The 25,601-nt window shown below is 70.6% G+C and carries 16 protein-coding genes; 10 read left to right on the top strand and 6 right to left on the bottom strand.

Annotation, left to right across the window (positions count from 1 at the left end):
* The first annotated feature begins 25 nt into the window (after window positions 1-25).
* The 5 genes from ligA (at window position 26) to gatB (ending at window position 8,196) form a co-directional block, all read left to right on the top strand.
* Complete coding sequence (gene ligA / locus ACFQV6_RS37605) at window positions 26-2,218, top strand: NAD-dependent DNA ligase LigA (protein ID WP_378032468.1); 2,193 nt, start codon at window positions 26-28, stop codon at window positions 2,216-2,218.
* A gap of 594 nt (window positions 2,219-2,812) precedes the next feature.
* Window positions 2,813-4,975, top strand: a complete 2,163-nt coding sequence (locus ACFQV6_RS37600) for a putative bifunctional diguanylate cyclase/phosphodiesterase (protein ID WP_378032467.1) — start codon at window positions 2,813-2,815, stop codon at window positions 4,973-4,975.
* Window positions 4,948-5,247, top strand: coding sequence for an Asp-tRNA(Asn)/Glu-tRNA(Gln) amidotransferase subunit GatC (gene gatC / locus ACFQV6_RS37595; protein ID WP_364220951.1), 300 nt, complete (start codon window positions 4,948-4,950; stop codon window positions 5,245-5,247). The genes ACFQV6_RS37600 and gatC overlap by 28 nt, the downstream gene beginning before the upstream one ends.
* A 2-nt stretch (window positions 5,248-5,249) precedes the next feature.
* A complete protein-coding gene (gene gatA / locus ACFQV6_RS37590; protein ID WP_378032466.1) occupies window positions 5,250-6,713 on the top strand; it encodes an Asp-tRNA(Asn)/Glu-tRNA(Gln) amidotransferase subunit GatA in 1,464 nt (487 codons plus the stop codon).
* A 1-nt stretch (window position 6,714) separates the two neighbouring features.
* A complete protein-coding gene (gene gatB, locus ACFQV6_RS37585; RefSeq protein WP_378032465.1) occupies window positions 6,715-8,196 on the top strand; it encodes an Asp-tRNA(Asn)/Glu-tRNA(Gln) amidotransferase subunit GatB in 1,482 nt (493 codons plus the stop codon).
* Window positions 8,197-8,707: 511 nt separating this feature from the next.
* On the opposite strand, the gene ACFQV6_RS37580 is transcribed toward gatB, so the two are convergent.
* The 4 genes from ACFQV6_RS37580 to ACFQV6_RS37565 all read right to left on the bottom strand — a co-directional run bounded on the left by ACFQV6_RS37580 (window position 8,708) and on the right by ACFQV6_RS37565 (window position 13,927).
* Window positions 8,708-9,892 (bottom strand): alpha/beta hydrolase family protein, encoded by a 1,185-nt coding sequence (locus tag ACFQV6_RS37580; protein WP_378032464.1) that lies wholly within the window; start codon window positions 9,890-9,892, stop codon window positions 8,708-8,710.
* Between the two features lie 639 nt (window positions 9,893-10,531).
* Window positions 10,532-12,193 (bottom strand): metallophosphoesterase, encoded by a 1,662-nt coding sequence (locus ACFQV6_RS37575; RefSeq protein ID WP_378032463.1) that lies wholly within the window; start codon window positions 12,191-12,193, stop codon window positions 10,532-10,534.
* Between the two features lie 121 nt (window positions 12,194-12,314).
* Window positions 12,315-13,475: a PQQ-dependent sugar dehydrogenase gene (locus ACFQV6_RS37570; RefSeq protein ID WP_378032462.1), complete on the bottom strand. Its 1,161-nt coding sequence runs from the start codon at window positions 13,473-13,475 to the stop codon at window positions 12,315-12,317.
* A gap of 65 nt (window positions 13,476-13,540) precedes the next feature.
* Window positions 13,541-13,927: a PH domain-containing protein gene (locus ACFQV6_RS37565; protein WP_378032461.1), complete on the bottom strand. Its 387-nt coding sequence runs from the start codon at window positions 13,925-13,927 to the stop codon at window positions 13,541-13,543.
* 255 nt (window positions 13,928-14,182) lie between these two features.
* Here ACFQV6_RS37565 and ACFQV6_RS37560 point away from each other — a divergent pair, with 255 nt between their 5' ends.
* Complete coding sequence (locus tag ACFQV6_RS37560; RefSeq protein WP_378032460.1) at window positions 14,183-16,807, top strand: putative bifunctional diguanylate cyclase/phosphodiesterase; 2,625 nt, start codon at window positions 14,183-14,185, stop codon at window positions 16,805-16,807.
* A 174-nt stretch (window positions 16,808-16,981) separates the two neighbouring features.
* On the opposite strand, the gene ACFQV6_RS37555 is transcribed toward ACFQV6_RS37560, so the two are convergent.
* Entirely contained in the window at window positions 16,982-17,995 is a 1,014-nt protein-coding gene (locus tag ACFQV6_RS37555; RefSeq protein ID WP_378032459.1) for a LacI family DNA-binding transcriptional regulator, read from the bottom strand.
* 286 nt (window positions 17,996-18,281) lie between these two features.
* On the opposite strand from ACFQV6_RS37555, the gene ACFQV6_RS37550 reads away from it, so the two are divergent.
* The 4 genes from ACFQV6_RS37550 to ACFQV6_RS37535 all read left to right on the top strand — a co-directional run bounded on the left by ACFQV6_RS37550 (window position 18,282) and on the right by ACFQV6_RS37535 (window position 23,723).
* Window positions 18,282-19,571, top strand: a complete 1,290-nt coding sequence (locus ACFQV6_RS37550) for an extracellular solute-binding protein (protein WP_378032458.1) — start codon at window positions 18,282-18,284, stop codon at window positions 19,569-19,571.
* 62 nt (window positions 19,572-19,633) lie between these two features.
* Window positions 19,634-20,617, top strand: coding sequence for a carbohydrate ABC transporter permease (locus ACFQV6_RS37545; protein WP_378032457.1), 984 nt, complete (start codon window positions 19,634-19,636; stop codon window positions 20,615-20,617).
* Window positions 20,618-20,622: 5 nt separating this feature from the next.
* Window positions 20,623-21,465: a carbohydrate ABC transporter permease gene (locus tag ACFQV6_RS37540; RefSeq protein WP_378032456.1), complete on the top strand. Its 843-nt coding sequence runs from the start codon at window positions 20,623-20,625 to the stop codon at window positions 21,463-21,465.
* Between the two features lie 131 nt (window positions 21,466-21,596).
* A complete protein-coding gene (locus ACFQV6_RS37535) occupies window positions 21,597-23,723 on the top strand; it encodes a hypothetical protein (RefSeq protein ID WP_378032455.1) in 2,127 nt (708 codons plus the stop codon).
* Window positions 23,724-23,753: 30 nt separating this feature from the next.
* Here ACFQV6_RS37535 and ACFQV6_RS37530 read toward each other — a convergent pair whose 3' ends face one another.
* A complete protein-coding gene (locus ACFQV6_RS37530) occupies window positions 23,754-25,466 on the bottom strand; it encodes a BTAD domain-containing putative transcriptional regulator (RefSeq protein WP_378032454.1) in 1,713 nt (570 codons plus the stop codon).
* Window positions 25,467-25,601 lie beyond the last annotated feature (135 nt).

Raw genomic sequence — 25,601 nt, 5'->3', positions numbered from 1 at the left:
AGGTATCCCTGACACGGAGGTTCCGGTGCCCGAGAATTCCACTCCTGAGCTGGAGGTTCCCGCCCCCACCGCGGCGCAGGAGGCGGCCGCGGGAGCGGATCCGACGCCACAGGCCAGCGCGCGCCACGCCGAGCTGTCCGACGAGATCCGCGGTCACCAGTATCGCTATTACGTGCTCGACTCGCCGACCATCTCCGACCACGACTTCGACGTGCTGCTGCGCGAGCTCGAGGCGCTGGAGACCGAGTTTCCGGCACTGCGCACCCCCGACTCCCCGACGCAGAACGTGGGCGGCACCTTCTCGACGCTGTTCACCGCGGTCGAGCACGCCGAGCGGATGATGTCGCTGGACAACGTCTTCAGCAACGACGAGCTGGCGGCCTGGGCCGAGCGGACGGTGCGTGACGCGGGCGGGCCGGTGCAGTTCCTCTGCGAGCTCAAGGTCGACGGGCTGGCCATCAACCTCACCTACGAGAAGGGCCGCCTGGTCCGCGGTGCCACCCGCGGCGACGGGCACACCGGTGAGGACGTGACGCCCAACGTGCGGACCATCCGGGCGATTCCGGAGCGGCTGACCGGCGACGACGTCCCCGACCTGCTCGAGGTCCGCGGCGAGATCTACTTCCCGGCCGAGGCCTTCGCCGACCTCAACGCGAGCCTCGTCGAGCAGGGCAAGGACCCGTTCGCCAACCCGCGCAACGCGGCCGCCGGCAGCCTGCGGCAGAAGGACCCGCGGATCACCGCCTCCCGCGGCCTGCGGATGGTGGTGCACGGCATCGGCGCGCGCGACGGGTTCACGCCGTCCTCGCAGTCGCACGCCTATGCGGCGCTCAAAGCCTGGGGCCTGCCCACCAGCGAGCGGTGGAAGCTCGTCGACGACATGGCCGGCGTCCACGACTACATCGCCTATTACGCCGAGCATCGCCACGACGTCGAGCACGAGATCGATGGCGTCGTCATCAAGGTGGACTCGGTCGCCATCCAGGGCCGGCTCGGCTCGACCAGCCGGGCACCGCGGTGGGCGATCGCCTTCAAATATCCGCCCGAGGAGGTCAACACCAAGCTCCTCGACATCGCGGTGAACGTGGGCCGCACCGGCCGGGTCACGCCCTACGCGGTTCTCGAGCCGGTCAAGGTGGCCGGGTCGACGGTCGCCCAGGCCACCCTGCACAACGCTCAGGAGGTCGTCCGCAAGGGCGTGCTGATCGGCGACACAGTGGTCCTGCGCAAGGCCGGCGACGTGATCCCCGAGGTCCTCGGCCCGGTGGTCGACCTGCGGCCCGACGACGCCCGGGCGTTCGTGATGCCGACCGAGTGCCCGGCCTGCGGCACCCCGCTGGCGCCGGCCAAGGAGAGCGACGTCGACATCCGGTGCCCCAACTCCCGCTCCTGCCCGTCGCAGCTGCGCGAGCGGGTGTTCCACCTGGCCTCCCGCAACTCCCTCGACATCGAGGTGCTGGGCTGGAAAGCGGCACAGGCACTGCTCGACTCGGGCGTCATCACCGACGAGGGCGACCTGTTCGCGCTGACCGAGGACGATCTGCGCCGTTCCCCGTTCTTCGTCAACCAGGACGGCAGCCTCGGCACCAACGCCGTCAAGCTCCTGGAAAACCTCGACGGTGTGAAAGACCGCCCGCTGTGGCGGGTCCTCGTCGCCCTTTCGATCCGCCACGTCGGCCCGACCGCGGCGCAGGCGCTGGCCCGCGAGTTCCTCACCATCGAGGCGATCGAGGAGATCGTCACGGTCGTGCCGGCAGCACCCGAGCCGGTCGAGGGGGAGAAACGCAAGCCCAAGGCGGTCGACCCGCTGGCCGCTGTGGAGGGTGTCGGCCCGACGATCGCCGACAGCCTGCGCGAGTGGTTCGCGGTCGACTGGCACCGCGAGATCGTGCGCAAGTGGCGCGAGGCCGGCGTGCGGATGGCCGACGAGCGGGTCGACACCGGTCCGCGCCCGCTGGAGGGGCTGACCGTGGTGGTCACCGGGACGCTCGGGAGCCACACCCGCGACCAGGCAGCCGAGGCGATCACGTCCCGCGGCGGCAAGGTGAGCGGCTCGGTGTCGAAGAAGACCGGGTTCGTGGTGGTGGGTGAGAACCCCGGCAGTAAATACGAGAAGGCGCTCGCGTTGAAGGTGCCGGTGCTGGATGAGGCGGGGTTCGGGGTGTTGCTGGGTGAGGGTCCGGAGGCGGCTCGCGAGGTGGCTGAGGTCACGCCCTAGGTGTTGCGTGGGCGATACCCCTGAGTGGCCGGTGAACGCGGGAATGTGTGGCGTGGGCGTTGGGTGTGGGGGAGCGACTCAACTGGCTGACCGCTGGCTGCCACGGGTTCACTCGGGAGAGGGAATTAGGACGGTTTTCACGTCTAAGGACGTATGTCGGTTTAGTAACGCATAGGTGCTTAAGCACAAAAAAGAGGATATGGATCTATGGTGTAGGCGATTGGTGATCGAGGCCATCGTGGAGGTCGCATGGATGCCGCTCGCCCGCGTATGGCCGGCTTTCGTGCCCGCCTCAAGGCGACCCGAGCCGACTCAGGCCGGGACCCGCGCCCGGCTGACTACGGCTCACACCCGGCCACGCCGGGCCACGGCCCGCACCCGGCCGGCTCTAGCCACGGCCCGCACCCGGCCGGCTCTAGCCACGGCCCGCACCCGGCCGGCTCTAGCCACGGCCCGCACCCGGCGCGTCGTGGCTCAGACCCGGCGGCTCATGGCTCGTATCCGGGGGATCGTGGCTCAGACCCGGCGGGTCATGGCTTGCATCCGGCGGGCCGTGGCTCAGATCCGGCGGGTGACGGGAGTGGCCCGCGCCGCATGGATGCGGGCCGGGACCCGCGTCCGGCCGGCGCCGGCAGAGGCTCGCGCCTGACGAATGCCGGGAACGGCTCGGGCTCGAAGGACGCCGCGGGCTCGACGGGTGCCGGGAACGGGCCGGGGCAGCGGAACCACCGCCGGACCATTCTGGTCACCTCGCTCGGTTCGCTGGCGGGAGGCCTGACGCTCTGGGCCACCGACCCAGGCTCCTTCGCCGGTCTACCCACCGGGTTCTGGGCGATGGCGGTCCTGGCGCTCGTCGTCGACGCCCGCCCCTATCTGATCCCCGGGCGCCGGGCCAGTGCCGTCATCCTCCCCTCGATCTGCTTCACCTTCGCGATCCTGCTGGCCTGGGGCAGTCCACCCGCACTGGCGGTGCAGTTGCTGGCAGTGACAGTCGCGGGCGTACGCATGCACCATTCTTTGCGCCGCACCCTGCACCTGGCCCTGCAGCACACCGTCGCCCTGGGCGCCGCCGCCGCGGTGGCCGCGATCGCCGATCTCCGGATCGGCCCGAACCCGGGCTGGCAGGACGCCGCCCTCACCTGCGCAGCGGCGGCCGCCTGGATCGCCGCCCGGTACGCGATCGCCGCCCTCGTCCACCGCTGGACGGCCGACGCCCCCAAGCGGCCGAGGCGCAGGCGGGGCCACGCCGACCTGCTGGCGACCGCTTCCCTGCTCCTGCTCAGCCCGGTCATGCTGGTGGCCGCCCAGGTCAGCCCCGCACTCCTGCCGCTCGCCCTGCTGGCGTTGCACGCCGTGCACCGGATGGTCCGCTGGGCCGGCGAGTCCGAGCGGGCGGCCCGGTTCGACCCGCTGACCGGGCTGGCGAACCGGCGGTCGTTGCAGGCGGCGATGGCGGAGCGGGCCGGCGACCGGCGGCGGGCGTTGCTGCTGCTCGATCTGGACCGGTTCCGCACGGTGAACGACGCCCTCGGCCACGGGGCCGGCGACCGACTGCTGATCCGGGTGGCGGACCGGCTCACCGCTGCCGTTCCCGGGCACGACCTGGTCGTACGCCTCGGCGGCGACGAGTTCGCCGTGCTCGCCACCCGGGTGGACGGCCCGGCCTGCGCCCGCCGGATCGCGCAGCACCTGGCCGAGGCGCTGAGCCGCCCGTTCCCCCTCGACGGCACCCCGGTCGAGCTGAGCGCCTCGATCGGGATCGCGCTGCAGGCCGGCCGGCGCGACGGGAGCACCCTGTTGCGTGAGGCCGAAGCCGCCATGTACGAGGCCAAACAGCGCGGTGACCAGATCGCCGTGCACGGGCCGGACGCCGCGCACCACTCGCCGGAGCGGCTGGCCCTGCTCGCCGACCTGCGGACCGCCCTGCGCCAGGACTCGCCCGACGACGGGATCGTCCTGTACTACCAGCCGCAGATCGCCATCGCGACCGGCGAGGTGGTCGGCGTGGAGGCGCTGCTGCGGTGGCGCCACCCGGAGCGGGGCACGGTCGGCCCGGAGGAGCTGTTGCGGGCCGCCGAGCCGACGCCGGTGATGAGGTTGCTGACCGCCCGGGTTCTCGAGGAGGTCATCGCCCAGCTGGCGAAGTGGCGGGAGCAGGGCCGGCCGTTGCGAGCGGCGGTCAACGTCAGCGCCCGGGATCTGCACGCCGGTGACATCGCCGACCGGGTCGCCGCTCTGCTGCACCGCTACAACGTTCCGTCGGACCTGCTCCAGCTGGAGATCACCGAGAGCGCGCTGATGGCGGATCCGCATCGGGTGCTGGACACCACCACGCGGCTGAACCGGATGGGCGTGGCGATCTCGCTCGACGACTTCGGCACCGGGTACTCGTCGTTGCAGCACCTGCGGCGGCTCCCGCTCTCCGAGGTGAAGATCGACCGCTCGTTCGTCCTCGGGATGGCATCGGATCGGGGCGACGCGGCGATCGTACGGTCGGTGGTCGGTCTTGCCGAAGCACTCGGCCTGCGCGCGGTCGCCGAGGGTGTTGAGGACGAAGCCACGTGGCGGCTGCTCGCAGCCGCCGGATGCCACACCGCGCAGGGCTGGTTCCACGCGCGGCCGATGCCCGCCGCTGAACTGGCCGAGTGGCTGGGCCGGTACCGTCCTTTCCGTCCCCGGAAAATAGACTCTGGGCAAGCAGACAAACCGTCGAACAACGAGGGGGCAGGATGGCCGCCATCTCCCGCGAAGAGGTAGCGCATCTGGCGCGCCTGTCGCGGCTCGCCGTGACCGAGGAAGAGCTTGATCGATTCGCGGGTCAGCTCGACGTGATCCTCCAGTCGGTCGCGCGGGTCGGTGAGGTGGCCGCGGAGGACATCCCGCCGACCTCGCACTCGGTGCCGCTGACAAACGTGTACCGCGACGACGTCCCCACGCCGAGCCTGACGCAGTCCGAGGCGCTCTCCGGCGCTCCGGACGCGTACGAGGGCCGGTTCCGGGTGCCGCGCATCCTGGACGAGGAGGACTGATCGTGAGCGACCTGACCAGGCTCTCCGCCGCCGAACTCAGTAAGTTGATCAAGGAGAGGTCCGTCTCCGCCGTCGAGGTCGCCACCGCGCACCTCGATCGGATCGCGGCCGTGGACGAGCGGGTGCACGCCTTCCTGCACGTGGACCGTGAGGGCGCGCTGGCCGCGGCCAAAAAGGTCGACGACGGTGAGATCACCGGGCCGCTGGCCGGTGTGCCGATCGCGGTCAAGGACGTGGTGACCACCAAGGGCGTCCCGACCACCGCCGCCTCGAAGATCCTCGAGGGCTGGAAGCCGCCCTACGACGCGACGATCGTCGAACGGCTGAAGCAGGCCGGCATGCCGATCCTCGGCAAGACCAACATGGACGAGTTCGCGATGGGCTCCTCCACCGAGTACTCCGCCTACGGCCCGACGAACAACCCGTGGGACCTGGGCCGGATCCCGGGTGGTTCGGGTGGTGGCTCGGCTGCCGCGATCGCGGCGTACGAGGCCCCGCTCGCGATCGGCACCGACACCGGTGGCTCGATCCGTCAGCCGGGCGCGGTCACCGGCACCGTCGGCGCGAAGCCGACCTACGGCGGTACCTCGCGTTACGGCCTGATCGCCTTCTCCTCCTCGCTCGACACTCCCGGCCCGTGCGGCCGCACCGTCGAGGACACGGCGCTGCTGCACGCGGTGATCGCCGGTCACGACCCGCGCGACTCGACGTCGATCCAGCAGGCAGTGCCCGACGTGGTCGCCGCCGCCCAGCTGGGCAAGAACGGTGATCTGACCGGCGTCAAGCTCGGCCTCGTCAAGGAGTTCGCCACTGACGGCTCCGAGCCCGGCGTGACCGCGGCGTTCCAGGAAGCACTCCAAAAGCTGGTCAAGCTGGGCGCCGAGGTCATCGAGATCTCCTGCCCGAACTTCCAGTACGCCCTCCCGGCCTACTACCTGATCGCCCCGAGTGAGTGCTCCTCCAACCTCGCCCGCTTCGACGGCGTCCGCTACGGGCTCCGCGAGGGCGACGACGGCAACCGCTCGCTCGAAGAGGTCATGTCGCTGACCCGGGAGGCCGGTTTCGGTCCCGAGGTCAAGCGCCGCATCATCCTCGGCACCTACGCGCTGTCCAGCGGGTACTACGACGCCTACTACGGCCAGGCGCAGAAGGTCCGCACGCTCATCACCCGGGACTTCCAGTCCGCCTTCGAGCAGGTCGACGTGCTGGTCTCGCCGACCACCCCGTTCGTGGCGTTCCCGTTCGGCTCCCGGACGAGCGACCCGTACCAGATGTACCTCGCCGACCTCTTCACCATCCCGACGAACCTGTACGGCGGACCGGCCATCTCGGTGCCGTGCGGTCTCTCCGAGGGCCTGCCGGTCGGCTTCCAGATCATGGCCCCGACGATGGCTGACGACCGGATGTACCGGGTCGCGGCAGCGCTGGAGTCCGCCGTCGGCACGTTCCCTCCTCCGGAGCTGTGAGATGACATACGACGAGATCCTCACCAAGTACGAGCCGGTGATCGGCCTGGAGACCCACGTCGAGCTGGGCACCCGGACCAAGATGTTCTGCGGCTGCAAGACCGACTTCGGTGCCGAGCCGAACACCCAGGTCTGCCCGGTCTGCCTGGCCCTGCCGGGTGCGCTGCCGGTCGCGAACCGGGCGGGCATCGAGGCGACGATCCGGATCGGTCTCGCGCTGAACTGTGACATCGCCGAGTGGTGCCGGATGGCCCGGAAGAACTACTTCTACCCGGACATGCCGAAGAACTTCCAGACCTCGCAGTACGACGAGCCGCTCTGCACCGAGGGCTACGTCGACGTGACGGTGGACGGCAAGGAGTACCGGATCGGCATCGAGCGGGTGCACCTCGAGGAGGACACCGGCAAGACGCTGCACGTCGGTGGTGCGACCGGCCGGATCCACGGCGCCACCGAGTCGCTCGTCGACTACAACCGGGCCGGCATCCCGCTCGTCGAGATCGTCACCAAGCCGGTCCCCGGGCTCGGCACGCTCGCACCCGAGATCGCCAAGGCGTACGTCGCCGAGCTGCGCGACATCGTCCGCTCGCTGGGCGTCTCCGACGTGCGCATGGAGCAGGGCTCGATGCGCTGCGACGTGAACACCTCGCTGAACCTGCCGGGGGAGGAGTGGGGCACGCGTACCGAGACGAAGAACGTCAACTCGCTGCGCTCCGTCGAACGGGCCGTTCGCTCCGAGATCATCCGCCAGGCCGGCATCCTCGACGAGGGCGGCAAGATCTTCCAGGAGACGCGGCACTTCCAGGAGACCACCGGCGACACCCGCCCGGGCCGCTCCAAGGAGACCGCGACCGACTACCGCTACTTCCCCGAGCCGGACCTGGTGCCGATCGCCCCGGACCCGGCCTGGGTGGCCACGTTGCGCGACTCCCTGCCGGAGAAGCCCAGCTCGAAGCGGGCCCGCCTCCGCCTCGACTGGGGCATCTCCGAGATCGACATGCAGTCGGTGGCGAACGCCGGCGCGGTCGAGCTGATCGAGGAGACCATCGCCGCCGGCGCGTCCCCCGCAGGCGCCCGCAAGTGGTGGATGGGCGAGCTGGCCCGCCGCGCCAACGAGCAGGACGTCGACCTGGCCGCGGTGGGTGCGACGCCGGCGCAGGTCGCCGCCCTCCAGAAACTCGTCGACGCCGGCAAGCTCAACGACAAACTCGCCCGCAACGTCCTCGAGGGCGTCGTCGCGGGCGAGGGCGACCCGGCCGACGTAATGATCAAACGCGGTCTCGAGGTGGTCAACGACACCGGTGCGCTCACGGCCGCTGTCGACGAGGCCATCGCCGCCAACCCCGACATCGCGGCCAAGATCCGTGACGGCAAGGTGGCGGCGGCGGGCGCCCTGGTCGGTGCGGTCATGAAGACCACGCGCGGCCAGGCGGACGCCAAGACCGTCCGCGACCTGATCCTTTCGCGGCTCGGCGTCTCTTAAAGGCTATTTCGTACGGTCCTCGCCCGGCTCCCTTCCCTACGGGAGCCGGGCGGTGCCGTTCCCGGCCCTTTGCCGCCCCTTCCGGGCTGAGCTGCCAGGCCGCTCACCCCCACCCCGCTGCCCCTCTCACCCCGCTGCCCCCTCTCACCCCGCTGCCCCCTCTCACCGCGCCGCCCGCCGCCCGCGCCCGCCGCCTGGCCGCCCGCGCCGCCCGCCGCCCGCGCCCGCCGCCTGGCCGCCCGCGCCGCCCGTGCCCGCGGCCGCCGCCTCGCCGCCCGCGCCGCCCCGCTGTCTCCCCGCACCCCAGCTGGCTCTCAGCGCTGCCTCAAGCCGCTCGACACATCTCCCAGGGCCAGCCGGGCTCCCGCTCTCAGTCCCGGCTGGCTGTCAGGGGTGCTTCTTGGGGCGAGAGGCCCCGCTCACGCCCAGCCGGTCGAGCCAGCTGGCTGTCAGGGGTGCTTTTGGGGGTGGGAGGCCCCGCTCACGGCCAGCTGATTAGGCCGGCTGGCTGTCAGGGGTGCCAGTGGACGGCTTCGGGGTAGCGGTTCGAGGGGCCGTTCAGCAGGCGTTCCGGTGTGTGCCGCAGATGACGGTCGGCGAAGGCCCCGACGTACGCCCGGGTGATCTCCACAGCCCGCTCACCCGGCAGCGGCTGCACCGGCAGACCGACCTGATCGCCGAGGACCGCGTAGTCGGTGAAGGAGCTGTGCGTCGTGTCCGTGACCGTGATCCACCGGCGCCATCCGGTCAGGTGCTGCCAGGTCTCGTCCCAGCTCGCGTCGGTTCCCGGCCGGCCGTGCTCGTCACCGGCGCCCAGCAGCAGAACTGGGCGGTCCACAGCGCTGGTGATCGCCGGGTGGAAGCTGCCGTCCATGTTGATGCCCGCGTCGAAGCGCCTGTCGCTCAGCACCGTCCACCCCGCGGCGTCCCCACCCAGGGAGTGCCCCGCGACGATCACCCGTCCGGTGTCGATCGGGATGCCCTTCACCCGGTTCTCCTTCGCCCGGCTTTCCCCCACCGGGTCGTCCTTCGCCCGGGGCCCGGTCAACTCGTCCAGGACGAAGGACAGGTCCTTCACCCGCCCAGCGGTGACCTGTGCCGGCTCCACCTGATCGGCGTCCACCAGATCACACACGACACAGGTGGTGACCCGGCCGTCGGGGAAGGTCACCGCGGCCGCCTCGTACGTGTGGTCCACGCCCGCCACCACGTACCCCCGGCTCGCCAGGTCCTCCGCCAGCGAGGTCAGCGAACTGCGCGGAAAGCTGAAGCCCGGCGACAGCACCACGAGTGGCCACCCCCGGTGCTGGGGAAGAGCGTCAAGGCCGGTACGCGCGTGGGTGCGGACACTGCTGAGCACGGCGGGCGGCAGCTCCGAAGCCCCGAGCCGTTCGAGGATCAGCCGCGACTCCTCCGCGCTGACGTACTGGTCGGGTCTCCCGTGCCGGCCCGCCGCCGGATACCAGAGCGACACCATCAGCTCCCGCCGCCGCTCCGGCGCCCAGAGATCTGCCCGACTCCGGTCCACCAGGTGAAGATCGGTGACTCCCACCCGAAACGGCCCGGTCGGCGCGGGTAACTCCAGCCGGCCACCGGGATCCGCCGCGGGCTCACTCAGGGCGGTCCCATTCAGGGCGGCCGCCGCGGGCGCGCTCAAGGCCGCAGCAGCGGTGACCCCCACCGCGGCGCAAGCCATCAGTCGTACTCCCCATCGAGCTCTCCCCGTTCTGCCGTCCACGTCGGCCACTCCCATTCCGTAGATGCCACCGTCGGTCGATGTCTGAAAAGACTGCCGTGCACCCAGCCTCAGACACCTCCGGGATGCCACCCATCTCCCACGGATTCACCCCTTTCATTCCGGCGACGACTGGAAGCAGCCTGAAAGTAGACTGGGAGCGTTCTCATACGGATGGGTGTATTTCGTTAACACAGTCCTCCGAGGCCCCGAAGTTGCAGCAAATCGCTGCAACAAAATGCAAACGCCGACATCCTTGACGGCCTCATTTGTGAACGTCAACATCGATGGACATCTGTTCGGTGATGAGTCGGTCACGGGTCCGAAGCGAGCGCTTGGCTGTTCCCCATCCGCAGGCGGAGAGGAAACCATGCGAGAGACCAGGAGACGACGGTTCGCGACCGTGGCGATCACGGTGCTGGACATCACTTACTCCTGAGGGAGGCGCAAGCCTCGAGGAGGCGCAAGCCTCGAGGTGGCGCAAACCCTGAGGGAGGGGCAGGCCTTGAGGGAACGGGGCCTGGAGAGGGAACGGAACCGGTGCGGCCAGGAAGGGATCTCCCGGCCGCACCGGTTCTCCTTTTCACGCGTGAGCGGTGATCACCGGCTGGCGGACGGCGTCGGCACCGGAATCTCCTCGTCACCGACACCGACCACGTTGCGCTGCATCTCCACGTTGGACTGTCCGGTGCCGCCGAGCTGGATGTCGTCGTACGCCTTGAGCTCGTTGTTCTCGTCGAAGTAGAGAACCGACAGGCTCAGAGGCGTCGGATCCTCACCCTCCAGCCCGCGCAGCCCCGCACCACCCGTCGACCCCTCGATCATGAGCCGGGTCGTCATCAGCGGCTGCCCGTCAGCGGGACGCAAGGAGGCGGAGCGGGAGGATGAGGCGGGGGAGGGCAGGGCCGAAGTCGAAAGGGCCTGCGGGGCGGGCAGCAGGCTCACCTCGCGCTGATGCCGGTGCCCCGAAAGCACCAGCGGCACCACACCGGAGAGCGGCTGGGCCATGCCCGGGTCGTGCACCAGGGCGATGTCGACCTTCTTGCCCGACTCGCGGATCGTGCCGGCCAGCCGAACGCCTGCCGCGGCGAGCAGCTCGGGACCGGACTCGTCCCCGGCCGCGTTGGTCTCGCTCTTGTCCGGGGTGAACTGCGGGTCCCCGATCCCGGCGATGGTCAGCCCGTCGACGGTGGTCAGGCCGTCGTCCAGGACGACCGCGTTGCGCTGGGCGTCGACGGCGGCCTGGATGGCGACCGAGTCGTGGTTGCCGCGCACGTAGATGTACGGCACCTGGACCGACGGGATCGACGCTACGTAGCCGACCTCGGCGCTGCTGCCCCAGTCCACGATGTCGCCCGTGTCGATCACCGCGTCGATCTCGAAGGTCTCCACCACGGTCCGGATCAGGCCGAACGAGGCGGGATTGAGGTGCAGGTCGGAGACATGCAGAAGGCGGGTCGTGTTGCCGGCCGGCTCGTACACCGGCAGTGCGGAGATCGTCGAGTAGACCCGGCTGACGTTGCCGAGGATCGCCTGGAGCTGCTCCGCGTACCGGCCGTAGTTGTCGGCGATCCGGCGGGCGTCGCCGACCACGGCGGGCGCGTTGACCAGGAGACCCTCATACCTCGGCTCGCTGATCGCGTCGGGCCGCAGCGTGGCGGCCGCCACGCCGAAGCTGCCGGCGGTGACCACCAGCGCGGTGACTCCGGCCGCGGCCGTCCGGCGGACGCTCCGGAAGATCAGGGCGGCGAAGATCAAAGCGCTCAGGACAGCAACCCCTAGCGTACGCAGACCGAGTCGCGACACCCCGACGACCACCTCGTCGACGGCCCGGTCACCCGCCGAGCTGATGGCCGACGGGTTGTCGATGAGCGCCTCGGTGCGGCTCTGATCCAGCGAGCCGAGCGCGACCTTGAGGTGCAGCGGCCCGCGATGGGTGTCCAGGTGCAGCGAGCCGAGCGGCGGGATGTTCACCTCGGTGCCGCCGTCCACCGACGGCGTCACGGACATCTCGGCCCCGAACGGCCCCACGTTGATGTCCGCCTGCGCGAACAGCATCACGCCGATCATCGCGCCGACGACGCTGACCAGGCCCACCTTGGCGGCGACCCCGGCACGGCGGGTCCAGCGGTGCCGCCCCACCCGGCCCGCCACCCGCAGAGCCCGGCGCCCGAACTGGAGAACCCGGCTCGCGAACTGGAGCGCCCATCTCGCGAACTGGAGAACCGGGGCTGCCAGGTGGGGTAGATCGCGCGGCTTCATCGGCGGCTCACCTGCCCGGCCGAGCCTTGATCGAAACGGTGCCCCTCGCCGATCCGCCTGTGGGCCGTCCGCCGGCGCGAGGCGCGGCCGGCCACGATGGGAAGGGTTCAGTCATGCCCAGTCAGCTCCGGCCGGCGCCGCCGTCGGAGAAGACCAGGCGGATGATGCGGTCGTCCTCGGGTTGGGGCTCGCCGGCGTCCTCGTGGTTGGAGGTGCTGACCCAGAACGAGCCGTCCGGTGCGGCGACGATCGCCCGGAGACGCCCGAACTCGTCGGTGAGCAGCTCCTGCGGGTTGCCGAGCACCGTACCGTTGCCCGTGACGTTCAGCAGGTAGATCCGCTTGCCGAGAAGGCAGGCGGTGGCGACCAGGCTCTCCAGCGTGGCGACGCCGCCGCACGACGAGCTCTCGGCCGGCCAGGCGGCGAGCGGGTTCGCGAGCTTCGCGTTCGTACTCGCGCCGTCGGCCTTGGGCCAGCCGAAATTGCCACCCTTGGTGACCACGTTCAGCTCGCCGAAACGGGGCTGGCCGCTCTCCGTCGCGTACATCCGCTTGGTCTTGTCCCAAGCCAGACCCTGCACGTTGCGGTGGCCGGACGACCAGACCGGTGAGTTCTTGACCGGGTTGCCGGAGGCGGGCTTGCCCGCGGTGGTGATCCGCAGGATCTTGCCGCCCAGGTTTTTCGGGTTGCCCGCCTGGGTGCCGCCCGGCGTGCCGTCACCGGTGCCCGCGTAGAGGAAGCCGTCGGGGCCGAAGGCGAGCGCGCCGCCGTTCTGGTTCACCGAGCGGGGGATGCCGGTGAGGATCGGCTGCAGCTTGCCGCCGACCACCAGCTTGCCGATCCGGTTGTCGCGCTCGGTGGAGTAGAAGAGGTAGAGCGTCTTGTCCGTCGCGTATTTCGGGGAGACGGCGATGCCGAGCAGGCCGCCGTCGCCGGAGGGGCGCACCTCGTCGAGGCGCTGCAACTCGGTGACCTTCAGGCCGTCGGCGTCGGAATCGGGCCCGACCTTCAGGATGCGTGCGGTGTCCCGCTCGGTGACGACAGCCGAGCCGTCCGGCAGGAAACTCATGCCCCAGGGCACCTCGAGGCTCTTGGCCAGCACGGTGACCGCCAGCTCGCGCTCCTCGGAGTCCTCACCGGAGGTCGGTGCGACGGATGGGCGGGGCAGGTTGGGCGGGGATCCGGCCTCGTCCGGGCCGGGTGGCCCGAAACTGCACCCCGCGGTCAGCACCAGCACGGCACCGACCGTCGCGACCGCGGCGCGGCCCCGGCGGAAACGCACGACCAAACCACCCCCTCAGGCTCTGCGGACCAGGGTAGCGGCGCTGCCTGAGAGTTTCGGGGCGCTCATTGATCGGTGCCGGCCGGTGCGCTCAGCGGGTGGCCGCTCGCCGCCAGGACCAGCGGAAGGTTGTCACGGTCGACCGCGGTCAGCCGGATGACGTTGCCGTTGTCGAGCAGGGCGGAGACCCGGCCGCGCTCGTCGGGGGCCAGTTCGGTGATCCGGCTCCACGGGACCCGGCTGCCGCCGAAGAGGGCGCGCACCCGGAGCTCGTCGGCGTAGACGTCGGTGCCGGCACGCCAGGCCCAGACCAGGACGGCGAGCGGGATCAGCAGGAGCGGGGCCAGTGCCCACGTGGCGCCGGCCAGCGGGACCGCGCCGAACAGCGCGATCAGCGCCGCGACCAGGACGGCGCCGGACTTGCGTACGCGAAGGACGGGACGTTTGCTCACCTCTGCATCCTCCCACTCACGGAGCGCGGTGACAGCGCCGGACCCGGCGGGCGAGGCCAGGAGTTGACCGTTGTCGCTGAATGGCCCACGATCCGTCTTGGGGAGAGTGCCCGAACGGTCCCGTAACCCGATCCGGGGAAACTCGTTGACCGGGTGCAGATCCCATCCGCTCATGACCTACCCTGCTCGCCCGATCCTGCTCCGCCCCGATCCGCCCGGGGACCCGTCGCCCGGGAACAACGCAGAGGACACATCGTGGCTGTGCCGCCCGCCGTGCCGGCTCCGCCCCGCGACTCCGGCCGGGCGGCGCTGATCGCTGTCCCGGTGCTGTCGGCGCTGGTCCTGCTCGCGGGTGCCACGGGTCTGCTGCCCGGCGCCGCAGCTCTCGCCGTGGCGCTCGGCGTCTGCGGCCTGTGGTCGGGCGCCGTCCTGATCCGTGCCGCGCTGGCGATCCACCACACCGAGGGTGTTTTCGCTGCCTGCCGCGGCGCCGGCTTCGTCGGCCTCGGTGCGCTGGCCACCGCCGTGACCGGCCTGCTGCCCTGGTGGAGCCCGGCCGGCATGATCGGCTGGCTGACCATCGGGCTCGCGGTGACCGCCGGTTGTTTCGTGGTGGGCACATCGTTGCTGCCCGGTGCGGCGCGCAACTGGCCGATCCGGCTCCGGCGGGCCTTCGACGGGCTCGGGCTGGGCGTGAGCCTCGGCTTCGCCGCCTACCTGGTGCCGGGTGCGGCCACCGGGCCGACAGCGGTTCCGGCGATGCTCATCGCCGCGGGTGGCGTCGCCATCGTCACGGTCATCGTGCTGAGAGCCAGGCCGCGACCGGTTCCGGCCCTGTGGTGCGGCGCCGGGTCCGTCCTGGTCATGCTCTCCTTGGGTACGGTCACCGAACTGCTCGCCTTCGGCGTGACAGGTCCCGCCGTACCCCTGACTGGTCTGTTGATCGTGGCCGGTCTGGCCGCCTCCGCCGTCGGTGGCGCCCGCCGCGACCTGCCGGCGCCCCCGCTGGAACCACGCCACCCGGACCAGTACCTGGCGAGTTACCCGCTGCTGGCGGTGCCCGCGGCGGTCGGCGTGATCGCCGCGCTCTGGCACCTGATCACCGTCCGGGAGTTCAGCACCAACGCGATCATTTTCGGACTCGTGATGGTGAGCGTCCTCGTCGTGCGGGAACTGCTCGTGGTCCGCGACATCCGCCGGTACGCGGGCCGTCTCCGGGTCGCCGAGGCGCACTTCCGCTCCCTGGTCGCCGGCGCCACCGACCTGACCCTGGTGCTCGACGAGCAGCTCACCATCCAGTGGCAGTCACCCGCCGCCGCCCGCCTCTTCGGGCTGCGCGACGACGCGGTGATCGGCAGGGAGTTTCGCGACCTGATCCACCCCGACGACGCGCCCTCGGCCCAGGCGGTGATCGAGTCGGTGCTCGCCGGCGAGCACGAGGGCGGTCCTCCGGTGCTGGTCAGCGCCCGCCTGCGGGACGGCGCCCGGCTCTGGCGCGACACCGAGTCGACGATCTCCGACCAGCGCTCGGTGCCCGAGGTGGCAGCCCTCGTGGTCCACGTGCGCGATGTCGGTGAGCGGGTGCACCTGGAACGTACGCTGCATCGCCTCTCCCACCTCGACCAGCTCACCGGCCTGGCCAACCGGCCGGCGCTGATGCGTGACCTGCTCGCCGCCCGCCGGCGGGCCGGGCAGCGCGGCACCCTGCTCGTGATCGACCTGCACGGGCTGGCGGAGATCAACGACAGCAGGGGCCGGGAGATCGGCGACGCGGTGCTGGTCGAGGTGGGCCGGCGGATCCGGGGCCTGCTCGGCGCCGAGGACATCCCGGCACGGCTCGGCGGCGACGAGTTCGCGGTGCTGACCACCGAGTCGGCGGTACCCGCCTACGCGCTCGCCACCCGGATCGTGACCACCCTGGGCGAGCTGTACCCGCTGCCCGGCGCCACCGTCGAACTGCACACCAGCGTGGGCCTGGCCGAACTGTCCGGCGGCGCCGACTCCGACGAGGTGCTGCGCCACGCCGACCTGGCCCGGCAGCGGGCCCGCCAGCTGGGCCGGGACCGGGTCGAGTGGTACGACCCGGATGTCGAGATCCAGCTGCACCGCCGGATGGAGCTGGAGAAGGAGTTGCTCGGCGCCGCCGGCCGCGGTGAGCTGGACCTGGTCTTCCAGCCGGTGTCCGCCCTGCGCGACGGCCGGCCCGCGGGCGTCGAGGCGCTGCTGCGCTGGCGCCACCCCGAACTGGGCACCCTCCTGCCTGAGGAGTTCCTGCCGATCGCCGCGTCGCTCGGCATCACGGCGGAACTCGACGAGTGGGTGCTCGACGAGGCGTGCCGGCATTTGAGCACCTGGGGCGGGGCGGACGACTTCTGGCTCTCGGTCAACGTCGGGCCGCGTGAGCTGCTCACCGCCCGCTTCCCGGAGCGGGTGACGGAAACTTTGAAACGTCACCGGCTGGCACCGGAGCGCCTGATCGTCGAGGTCGCCGAGACCTGGATCGCCGAGGACGTGCCGGTGATCGTGGCGGCCCTGACCGGGCTGCGGAAGCTCGGGGTACGCGCCGCGCTCGACGACTTCGGATCGGGGCAGACCTCGCTGTCCCACCTGCGGCGGCTCCCTGTCGACATGCTCAAGCTGAGCGCGTCCCTGATCACCGACCCGTCCGAGCCGGTGGTCGGCGGTGGTCCGGCGGTGCTCGACGTGGTGGTCAGCCTGGGTCGCCGGCTCGGCATGGAGATCGTCGCCAAAGGGCTGGAGACACAGGAGCGCATCGATCGGGCCACTGCCGCCGGGTGCCGGTACGGGCAGGGGCACGCGCTCGGCTACCCGGCACCGGCGGAACGCATGGAGGCCTTCCTGGAGTCCCACCGCGCCTAGCCCTCCGCCGGGTTCGGTCGGCTGGCCGTGAGCGGGCCTTTTCGGGCCCGAAGGCCCCCCTGAGCGCCAGCTGGTTTGTCCAGCTGGGCGTGAGCGGGGCTTTTCGGGCTTGGAGGCCCCGCTGAGCGCCAGCTGGTCTGTTCGGCTGGGCGTGAGTGGGCAGGGGGCAGGGGGTCAGCGGGGTGGGGCTGTGCTGCCGCGGGGGGTGAGGTGGACGCGGCCGGCCTCGACGTTGCCGACACGTTTGCCGTCGATGGCGTTGAGGAGTTCCTGGGCGGCCTGGGCGCCGTACGCCGAGATGTCCCGGCTCAGCGCGGTCAGCGGCGGGTGCACCAGGCTGCACAGTGGAGAGTCGTCCCAGGCCACGATGGACAGGTCGCCGGGCACCGCGAGGCCCATCTCCTGCGCCACGGCCAGACCGGCGACCGCCATCACGTCGTTGTCGTAGATGATCGCGGTGGGGCGGTCGCCGCCGATCAGGAGCCGGCGGGTGGCGCGGCTGCCCTCCTCGCCGGTGTAGTCGGCGGGGACGGTGATCACGTTGTCGAGCCCGAGTGACGCGCAGACCTCGTTGAACGCCTTGGTGCGGACCTGGGTGTGCAGCAGGTCGGAGACGCCGCTGACCCGGGCGATCCGGTGGTGGCCGAGGGCGACCAGGTAGCGGACCGCCTCGGTGATCGCGCCGGCGTCGTCGGACCAGATCTGGGCGATCGAGCCGGTGTCGCCGGGGCCGCCGATCACCACGGCCGGCAGCTGGAGTTGCTGGAGCACCGGGATGCGGACGTCGTCCTCGCGGATGTCGGTGACGATCACGCCGTCGATGCGGCGCTCGCCCCACCAGCGGCGGTAGACCTCGATCTCCTGCTCGGGCGTGGCCACCACCTGGAGGGTCAGCGCATAGGACCGGGCGCCGAGCTCGGCTTCGAAACCGCTGATCAGGCCCATGAACCAGGGCTCGATGCCGAGGATGCGGGCGGGACGGCACAGGGTCAGCCCGACGGCACGGGCCCGGGCGCCGGAGAGCGCGCGAGCGGCGCTGTTGGCGTTGAAGCCGATCTCCTGTGCGATCGCGAGGATGCGTTTGCGGGTCGCTTCGGAGACGCCGGGCTGGCCGTTCAGCGCGTAGGACACGGCGCCCTTGGACACACCCGCACGCCTGGCTATATCGGCGATCGTGGGCCGCTTCACTCAGTCTCCTCTGGTCCCCACTGATGCCGAGCTTAACCGGCGCTGAACAGCCGTTGGCGGCGTCCCTTGACGCTCCGGAAGCGCTTGAGCGGTTAAGTGTTACGGCACACATCGATGGATGTAAAGCATGGGAGCGCGCCCATGTCCGTTGAATCCCGCTTATCCCTACTTATCGGCCAGCGAAGATCACGACTGTAACCAGCTATTGACAGATGCCGAGGCCGCACATAGCGTCGGCGCAACTTACCCGGTTCAGTGACTTACCTCTCCGCATAGGTGGAAAACTATGAAGACTTTCGGACGTCGTGCCCTGCACGCGGCCGTCGCGGGTGCCGCGGCAACCGTGTTGATCGCCGGTTGTAGCGGCCAGAGCCTCGAAGGCGGCGGCGGCGACAGCAGCAGCGGCGAGGGCCAGATCACCCTGAAGGTCAACTTCTTCGGTGACATGGGCCAGGAGATGCTCAAGGAGCGCTTCGAGAAGGCCAACCCGAACATCAAGATCGCGTTGAACTCCGCCGAGTTCAACGCGCACCACGAGGACCTGCAGAAGAAGCTGGTGGCCGGCTCCGGCGCCCCGGACGTCGCGGCCGTCGACGAGGGCTTCATGGTCCAGTTCAAGAACCAGGCCGACAAGTTCGTCAACCTGCTCGACCAGGGTCTCGGCAGCGCCGAGTCGCGGTACCTGCCCTGGAAGTGGAAGGGCTCGATGTCCGCCGACGGCAAGCAGATCGGTCTCGGCACCGACGTCGGCGGCCTGGCCATGTGCTACCGCACCGACCTGTTCAAGGCGGCCGGCCTGCCCACCGAGCGCGACCAGGTCTCGGCCCTGTGGCCGACGTGGGACGCGTTCATCGAGACCGGCAAGAAGTACACCGACGCCTCGAAGAAGAAGTTCATCGACTCCGGCACCAACCTGTTCAACCCGGTGCTGGCCCAGCAGCCGGTGGGCTTCTACAGCGAGCAGGAGCAGCTGCAGATGGAGGGCGGGCCGAAGGTCGCGTTCGACGTCAGCATGAAGGCGATCGACGCCGGCATCTCGGCCAACCTGGTCAGCTTCCAGCCCGGCTGGAACCAGGGCTTCACCGGTGACAAGTTCGCCGTCCTCGCCTGCCCGGCGTGGATGCTCGGCCACATCCAGCAGACCGCGCCCGGCACCAAGGGCAAGTGGGACATCGCCGCGATCCCGGGTGGCGGCGGCAACTGGGGCGGCTCCTGGTGGACCGTCCCGGCGCAGACCAAGAACGCCGAGGCCGCGGCCAAGTTCGTCGACTTCGCGACGCAGCCCGAGCAGCAGATCGAGGTCTTCAAGACCGTCGGCAACCTGCCCTCGCAGCCCGCGCTCTACAAGGACCCGGCAGTGCTGGACTTTAAGCACGAGTTCATGAGCAACGCGCCGACCGGCCAGATCTTCGCCAAGACCGCGGAGAGCCTGCAGCCGCAGTACCTCGGCAAGAAGAACGGCAAGACCCGGGAGAGCGTGGAGCGGGTCATCACCCAGGTGCAGGAGGGCAAGCTCAAGACCTCCGAGGCCTGGCCGAAGGCGGTCGAGGAAGCCGAGAAGGTCGCCTCTTCCTGACCCCCCCCGTGCCGCAGGCGGGGCGACGCGAGTCGCCCCGCCTGAAGCCTTAGGAGTGCCTAGTGTCCCTGACCCAGCTCCGCCCGGCGCCACCCTCGCCGCAGCGTCCTACGGCATCCGCCGGCAAGGCGACGCTGTGGTGGCACCGCTTCGACACCCGCACCGTCCCGTACTTCTTGATCTCGCCGTTCTTCCTGCTTTTCGCGATCTTCGGACTGTTCCCGCTGATCTTCAACGCCGTGGTGTCCCTGCGTCACTGGCGGCTGGACGACGCGGACAAGACCGGCTGGGCCGGTCTGGAGAACTACAGCCGGCTGCTCAGCGACGAGGACTTCTGGAACGCGCTGTTCAACACGTTCGGCATCTTCATCCTGTCGACCGTGCCGCAGCTGATCCTCGCTCTGCTGATCGCCAACCTGCTCAACCACCGGCTGCGCGGCACCACGTTCTGGCGGGTCGCCGTCCTGCTGCCGTACGTCACGCCGGTCGCCGCCTCCACGCTGCTGTTCGCGATGTTCTTCCAGACCGACAGCGGCATGGCCAACTGGTTCCTGTCGCTGGTCGGCTTCGGCGAGGAGACCCCGCTGAACTGGCGGGCCGAGAAGTGGAGCTCGTGGATCGCGATCGCCACGATGGTCAACTGGAAGTGGATCGGCTACAACGCGCTGCTCTACCTGTCGGCGATGCAGGCCATCCCGCGTGACGTCTACGAGGCGGCAGCGGTGGACGGCGCCGGCCCGCAGCGGCAGCTCTGGCAGATCACCGTACCGATGATTCAGCCCGTGGTGATCTTCACGGTGGTCCTGTCGACCATCGGTGGCCTTCAGCTGTTCAACGAGCCGATGCTCTTCGACGAGAACCCGGCATTGGCCAACGGTGGCTCGGACCATCAGTGGCAGACCATCGCCCAGCTCATCTATCAGGTCGGCTGGCGTGACCTGAACCTCGGATACGCGGCCGCGATGTCCTGGGCCCTGTTCCTCATCATCATGGTGGTGGCAGCGATCAACGCCCTGCTCACCCGGCGTCTCGGAGGTGGCCGGTGAGCGTCGTGACCTCTCGGGCTCCGCAGGACACCCGCGGCAGCTGGAAGACCTACCTCAGCCTCTCCGTGGCGCTGCTGCTCTCGGCCTTCCCGCTGTACTGGATGTTCGTCATCGCCACCAGCACCGACGAGGCGCTGGGCAAGTATCCGCCGGTGCTGATCCCGTCGGACCAGTTCATGGTCAACCTGGAGGAGGTCTTCACCCTCCAGAACGTGTACTTCGCCGCCTCGCTGATCAACAGTGTCATCGTCGCGACGGTGGTCACCGCCTCGACGCTGTTCTTCTGCTCGCTGGCCGGGTTCGCGTTCGCGAAGCTGCGGTTCAAGGGCCGCAACCCGCTGATGTTCGTGGTGATCCTGACCCTGACCGTGCCGAACCAGCTCGGTGTGGTGGCGCTCTACATCCTGATGGGCAAGCTGGAGTGGAACGGCACCCTGCTCGCGGTCATCGCCCCGGGCCTGGTCAGCGCGTTCGGCGTCTTCTACATGCGGCAGTTCATCGACCACGCCGTTCCCGGTGAGCTGGTCGAGGCGTCGCGGATCGACGGCGCCTCCACGATGCGGGTCTACTGGAGCATCGTGCTGCCGGCCATCCGGCCCGCGCTCGCGGTGCTCGGCCTGCTCACCTTCGTGGCGACGTGGAACGAGTTCCAGTGGCCGCTGATCACGCTCGGCGGCACCGAGTACCCGACGTCGATGGTGGCGCTCTCCGACCTGGCGAGCGGCAACTTCGTGATCTTCCGCCGGGTGCTGGCGGGCGCCTTCGTGGCCACCGTGCCGCTGCTCCTGCTGCTGCTCATCGGCGGCCGCCAGATCGTCCGCGGCATCATGGAGGGCGCCGTCAAGTAGGGAACTTTCAGGAAAGACTCAGCTAGCACTGAGGCCGGCCTCAGCCGGACGACCGGTCACCCCACCAGGGTGACCGGTCGAGTCGTCTTCCGGGCACCGGTGGCGACTTCCCGGAGCGACTGAGGAGTCCGATGAAGAACACGTTGAGCCGCTGGGGGATCACCGCGGGGGTGATCGTCGCGGTGGTCGCGCCGCTCGCGAGCACGGCCGCCGCGGTCGTGATCCAGCCCCCGACGGGCCGGACCGGCACGCTGACCCAGGTCGGCCCGATCGCCGAGCACGGTTTCCCGGCCTGGTACCGGGACAGCAACGGGATCCGGCTGGAGGCGTGCACCACGCTCGACGACCCGCTGTGCGCCACGCTGCCGGACGAGGTTCCGGACCCGGACGCGCCGGTCTCGTACCCGGACAACTTCCCCGGTGAGTTCTTCTACCAGCTCGCCGGTGCCGAGCTGACCCTCACCAACGGCGCCGACGCCTCGGTCGGCATGGACCTGGAGGGTGCCTGGGCGGCCGAGGAGGTCCGTCCCGGCGATCAGATGGTGTTCGGCCGGATCCGGGTCCGATTCGACGCGCCGACCGGTCAGCGTTTCCGGATCACCCACCCGTACGGCATCGACGACCTGGTCTCCGACGACCGGGGACGGATCCGGATGACCGAGGACATCGGCACCACGCCGGGCGCCTTCGGGCAGGCCATGAGCAGCCGGGTCGGCCCGTTCCTGAAGTGGGATCCGGCCGTCGCGCCGGCCGCACCGGCGGGCTACACCGGTGACCCCGGCGTCGACCACCGGATCGTGGGTAGCCCGTACCAGACGAACTTCGTCCGGATCGAGCAGCTCGACCCGGTCAGCGGCGCGGTGCTCGGCCAGGTCGGCTTCACCGACCTGTTCAGCATCCAGGGCCGGTACGCGACGAACTCCGGCGTCGACATCGAGCAGGCGACCTACACGACCGGCCCGGGCGGGGGTGCGATCGAGGTGTACGCGACGAGCGAGCTCGGCCAGTCCCTCGAGGTGACCGGCAACGCGGCGCTCGGCTTCCGCACCACCCGCCTGCGCGGCAGCGGTGGCCGCTACTACGCCCGGCTGCCGCTCACCGGGCCGCTGCCGGCGGACGCCTCGATCGAGGTGGTCAACGCGGGGGACCGGCCGGTCACCCGGAAGAACCGCAAGCTCGCCGACGTCGTACGGATCACCTCGGCGTCCTATGACTCCCAGGCCCGTACGCTCGCCGTCTCGGCAGTTTCCAGCGACGGCGACTCCACCCCGCCGGCCCTGACCGTCACCGGGTTCGGCCCGCTCAACGGCTCGGCTTTCACCGGCGTCGACGCACCGCCGGCCACCGTCACGGTCACCTCGTCGTCAGGCGGTTCGGTGACCGCGCCGATCCTCGGCAGCGGACCGGCGTTCACGCCGGACCTCCCGGTCGCCGCCGCGGTGGCGGATTCCAGCGCTGTGGTCGGGCAGACCGTCCGGCTCAGCGCCACCGGCTCGACCGGCGTGATCGACTCGTACGCCTGGACCCAGACCGCGGGCCCCGCGGTGGCGCTCACCGGTGCGGCCACGGCGGTCGCGACGTTCGTCCCCGCGCAGACCGGCAACTACACGTTCCGGCTGGCCGTTGCCGGTCCGGGCGGTGCCGGTGAGCCGGTGACGGTGACCGTCGCGGTGACCGGTGCGGCACCAGGCCGGGCGAACGCCGGCCCGGACCAGACCGTCGTCCGGGGGCGGACCGTCACCATGGACGGCTCCGGGTCGCAGGGCGCCGAGACGTACGCCTGGCGTCAGGTCTCCGGCCCGGCGGTGACGATGACCGGCGCGACCACCGCCCGGCCCACGTTCACCTACCCGGCGCTGACGCTGCCCGCCGTGCCCGGTCCCAACGCCGCGTACGCCTACAACAACGACCCGGTGGTGCTCGAACTGACCGTCCGCAACCCGTCCGGTGCCCAGTCCGCGCGGGTCACCGCCCGTCCGCAGGCCGAGAGCCTGACCGGGCTCGCGGTCCGCTACCGCACCGGCAACAACGAGTGGCGGATCTCCGGCACCAGCAGCCTGCTCGCCGGCCAGCGGGTCGTCGCGGTGCTCGGCAGCACGCTGACCGGCCGGGTCATCGGCACCGCGGTCACCGTGGACGCCGCCGGCGCGTTCAGCATCCGGGTCACCGGGCCGAACCCCGGTACGGTCCGCACCATCAGCCTGGTCACCACGACCGGCGGGCAGTCGCTCGCCGTACCGGTCACCGTGACCAACTGATCCTTCGGTGAAATCTGGTGGCGGTCTCCCTCAGGAGGCCGCCGCCAGCTGTTTGCGCAGGTAGTGAGCGGAGGCGGAGGAGACCTGCCCGGCCACCGCGGCGCGGATCAGGGAGCTGCGGTGACCCACCCGGCCGTCGCCGGTCTCGGTCAGCAGGTGCGCGTGCACCAGGCGGTCGACACAACCCAGAAGCTCCGGTACGGCGTATCCGGTGAGTTTGCCCAGCTCGACCGGGCCCAGTTCGCCCAGGATCGCGCAGAGCCGGAGGATCTCCCAGGCGGGTTCCGGCATCCACCGGGTGCGCTGCCGGGCGATCTGCATGGCGACCGCGTGTGTCACCTGGTCCGGCCGGTGCGAGACGGCGACCAGCGCCGGAATGCCGCCGGTCCGATCGAGTACGGTGTCGTCCCCCAGCGGCGCCAGCTCGTCGGCGCGCAGCGGTTCCAGGCGCAGCACCACCGGGGAGCCCAGTCCGGAGAGCGGCCGGTCGGCGATCTCCGACGGGTAGCAGTAGGTGAGCACGATCCGCAGCAGCGGGCAGTGCCGGCTCAGCCAGGAGAGTTCGGCCACGCTCGCCGCGTCCAGGTCGGCCGCGTCGTCGACGGCCAGGCAGGACGGTTCCGGCCCGGCGAACGCGGTGCTGATCAGCTCCAGCTCGGAGCGGCGCAGCGGCCCGTCCAGCCCCGCCGAGTCGATCACGGCCAGGATCTCGGGCGACGCACCGAGCCCGGTGAGGGCGGTGCCCAGCCAGGCATGCCGCAGCACGCCGACCGACGAGGCGCCGTGCCCGATGCCGACCTGTCCCGGCCCGTGCCGCCCCAGCTCGGCGAGGAAGGCGGACTTGCCGGAGCCGGCCGGGCCGACGATGTGCACGATCGGTGGGGCCGGCTCCACCATGACCCTCAGCTCGGTGAGGCGGCCGAGGAACCGCTCGCGAGGCGGCTCGGCCGCAACGGCTCGTGCCGGCGGAACAACGGGAGCGGGTGGCGCGACGTCCCCACGGCCGGCCAGCACACTGCGCTGAAGCCGCACCAGCTCGGCGGACGGCGCCACGCCGAGCTCCTCGTCGAGCAGGTGACGGCAGCGTTCGAAGATGCGCAGCGCGTCGTCCTGCCGGTCCAGCGCGATCGCCGCGGTCATCGCGACCCGGTGACCGGACTCCAGGAACGGGTTGAGCTCGATCACCTCCTGTGCCAGGCGCAGCGAGCGGGCGGCGTCCACTTCCAGCACCGCCACGGAGTGTTTGAGCAGCGCGTTCACCGCCGCCTCCTGGACCTCCACGCGGACCGGTTCGGCCCATTCGGCGTACGGGTCCTCGGGGAAGGGACGCTGCCGGGCCAGGGCGAGGATGCTCTCGTGGGCGGCCAGGTGCTCCGGGCAGTCCGGGCTGAACGAGTCCAGGCCGCGGATCAGCTTGCGCAGCTGGGCCAGGTCCAGCTCGGCCCGGCTGGTGTCGAAGAGGTAGCCGCCGCTGCGGGTGACGATGAACCAGGTGGCCGGCGAGCCCTGCGGCTCAAGCCGGCGCCGGACCACCGAGACGTAGTGCTCGAGCGCGGCGACGTGGTTGCCGGGCAGGTCGTTGCCCCACACCGCGTCGGCGAGCGAGTCCTTCGACTGGATCCGGTCGTGTTTCGCGGCGAGGACGGCGAGCACCTGACGCGCCCGCCGGGGCAGCTCACCGGCGGGCAGGACGTTGCCATCCGCGTCGGTGACGGTCAGCTGCCCGAGCACGCTGACTCGCATCTGGCCTCCTCGTGGGTCTTCTCGTTTCGGATCGGTAGCGGAGGTGGGTGACTTGAGGCGTTTTTTCAGCTTTCCCAACGGCCGTCCTCAGGGCCGGTCCCTAACTTCGGCGCCGGCCTGACGTACGGAAACTAG

Source organism: Actinoplanes sp. GCM10030250 (assembly GCF_042666575.1).
GTDB lineage: Bacteria > Actinomycetota > Actinomycetes > Mycobacteriales > Micromonosporaceae > Actinoplanes.
Note: the sequence above shows the minus strand (reverse complement) of the source record. Positions and strands in the feature narration are given on the sequence as shown.

What these genes read in the sequence shown, in the direction of transcription:
- ACFQV6_RS37600 (WP_378032467.1), top strand. Translation starts at nt 2,813, where the DNA reads ATGGATGCGGGCCGGGACCCGCGTCCGGCCGGCGCCGGCAGAGGCTCG.
- gatC (WP_364220951.1), top strand. Translation starts at nt 4,948, where the DNA reads ATGGCCGCCATCTCCCGCGAAGAGGTAGCGCATCTGGCGCGCCTGTCG.
- gatB (WP_378032465.1), top strand. Translation starts at nt 6,715, where the DNA reads ATGACATACGACGAGATCCTCACCAAGTACGAGCCGGTGATCGGCCTG.
- ACFQV6_RS37580 (WP_378032464.1), bottom strand. Translation starts at nt 9,892, where the DNA reads ATGGCTTGCGCCGCGGTGGGGGTCACCGCTGCTGCGGCCTTGAGCGCG.
- ACFQV6_RS37575 (WP_378032463.1), bottom strand. Translation starts at nt 12,193, where the DNA reads ATGAAGCCGCGCGATCTACCCCACCTGGCAGCCCCGGTTCTCCAGTTC.
- ACFQV6_RS37550 (WP_378032458.1), top strand. Translation starts at nt 18,282, where the DNA reads ATGAAGACTTTCGGACGTCGTGCCCTGCACGCGGCCGTCGCGGGTGCC.
- ACFQV6_RS37535 (WP_378032455.1), top strand. Translation starts at nt 21,597, where the DNA reads ATGAAGAACACGTTGAGCCGCTGGGGGATCACCGCGGGGGTGATCGTC.
- ACFQV6_RS37530 (WP_378032454.1), bottom strand. Translation starts at nt 25,466, where the DNA reads ATGCGAGTCAGCGTGCTCGGGCAGCTGACCGTCACCGACGCGGATGGC.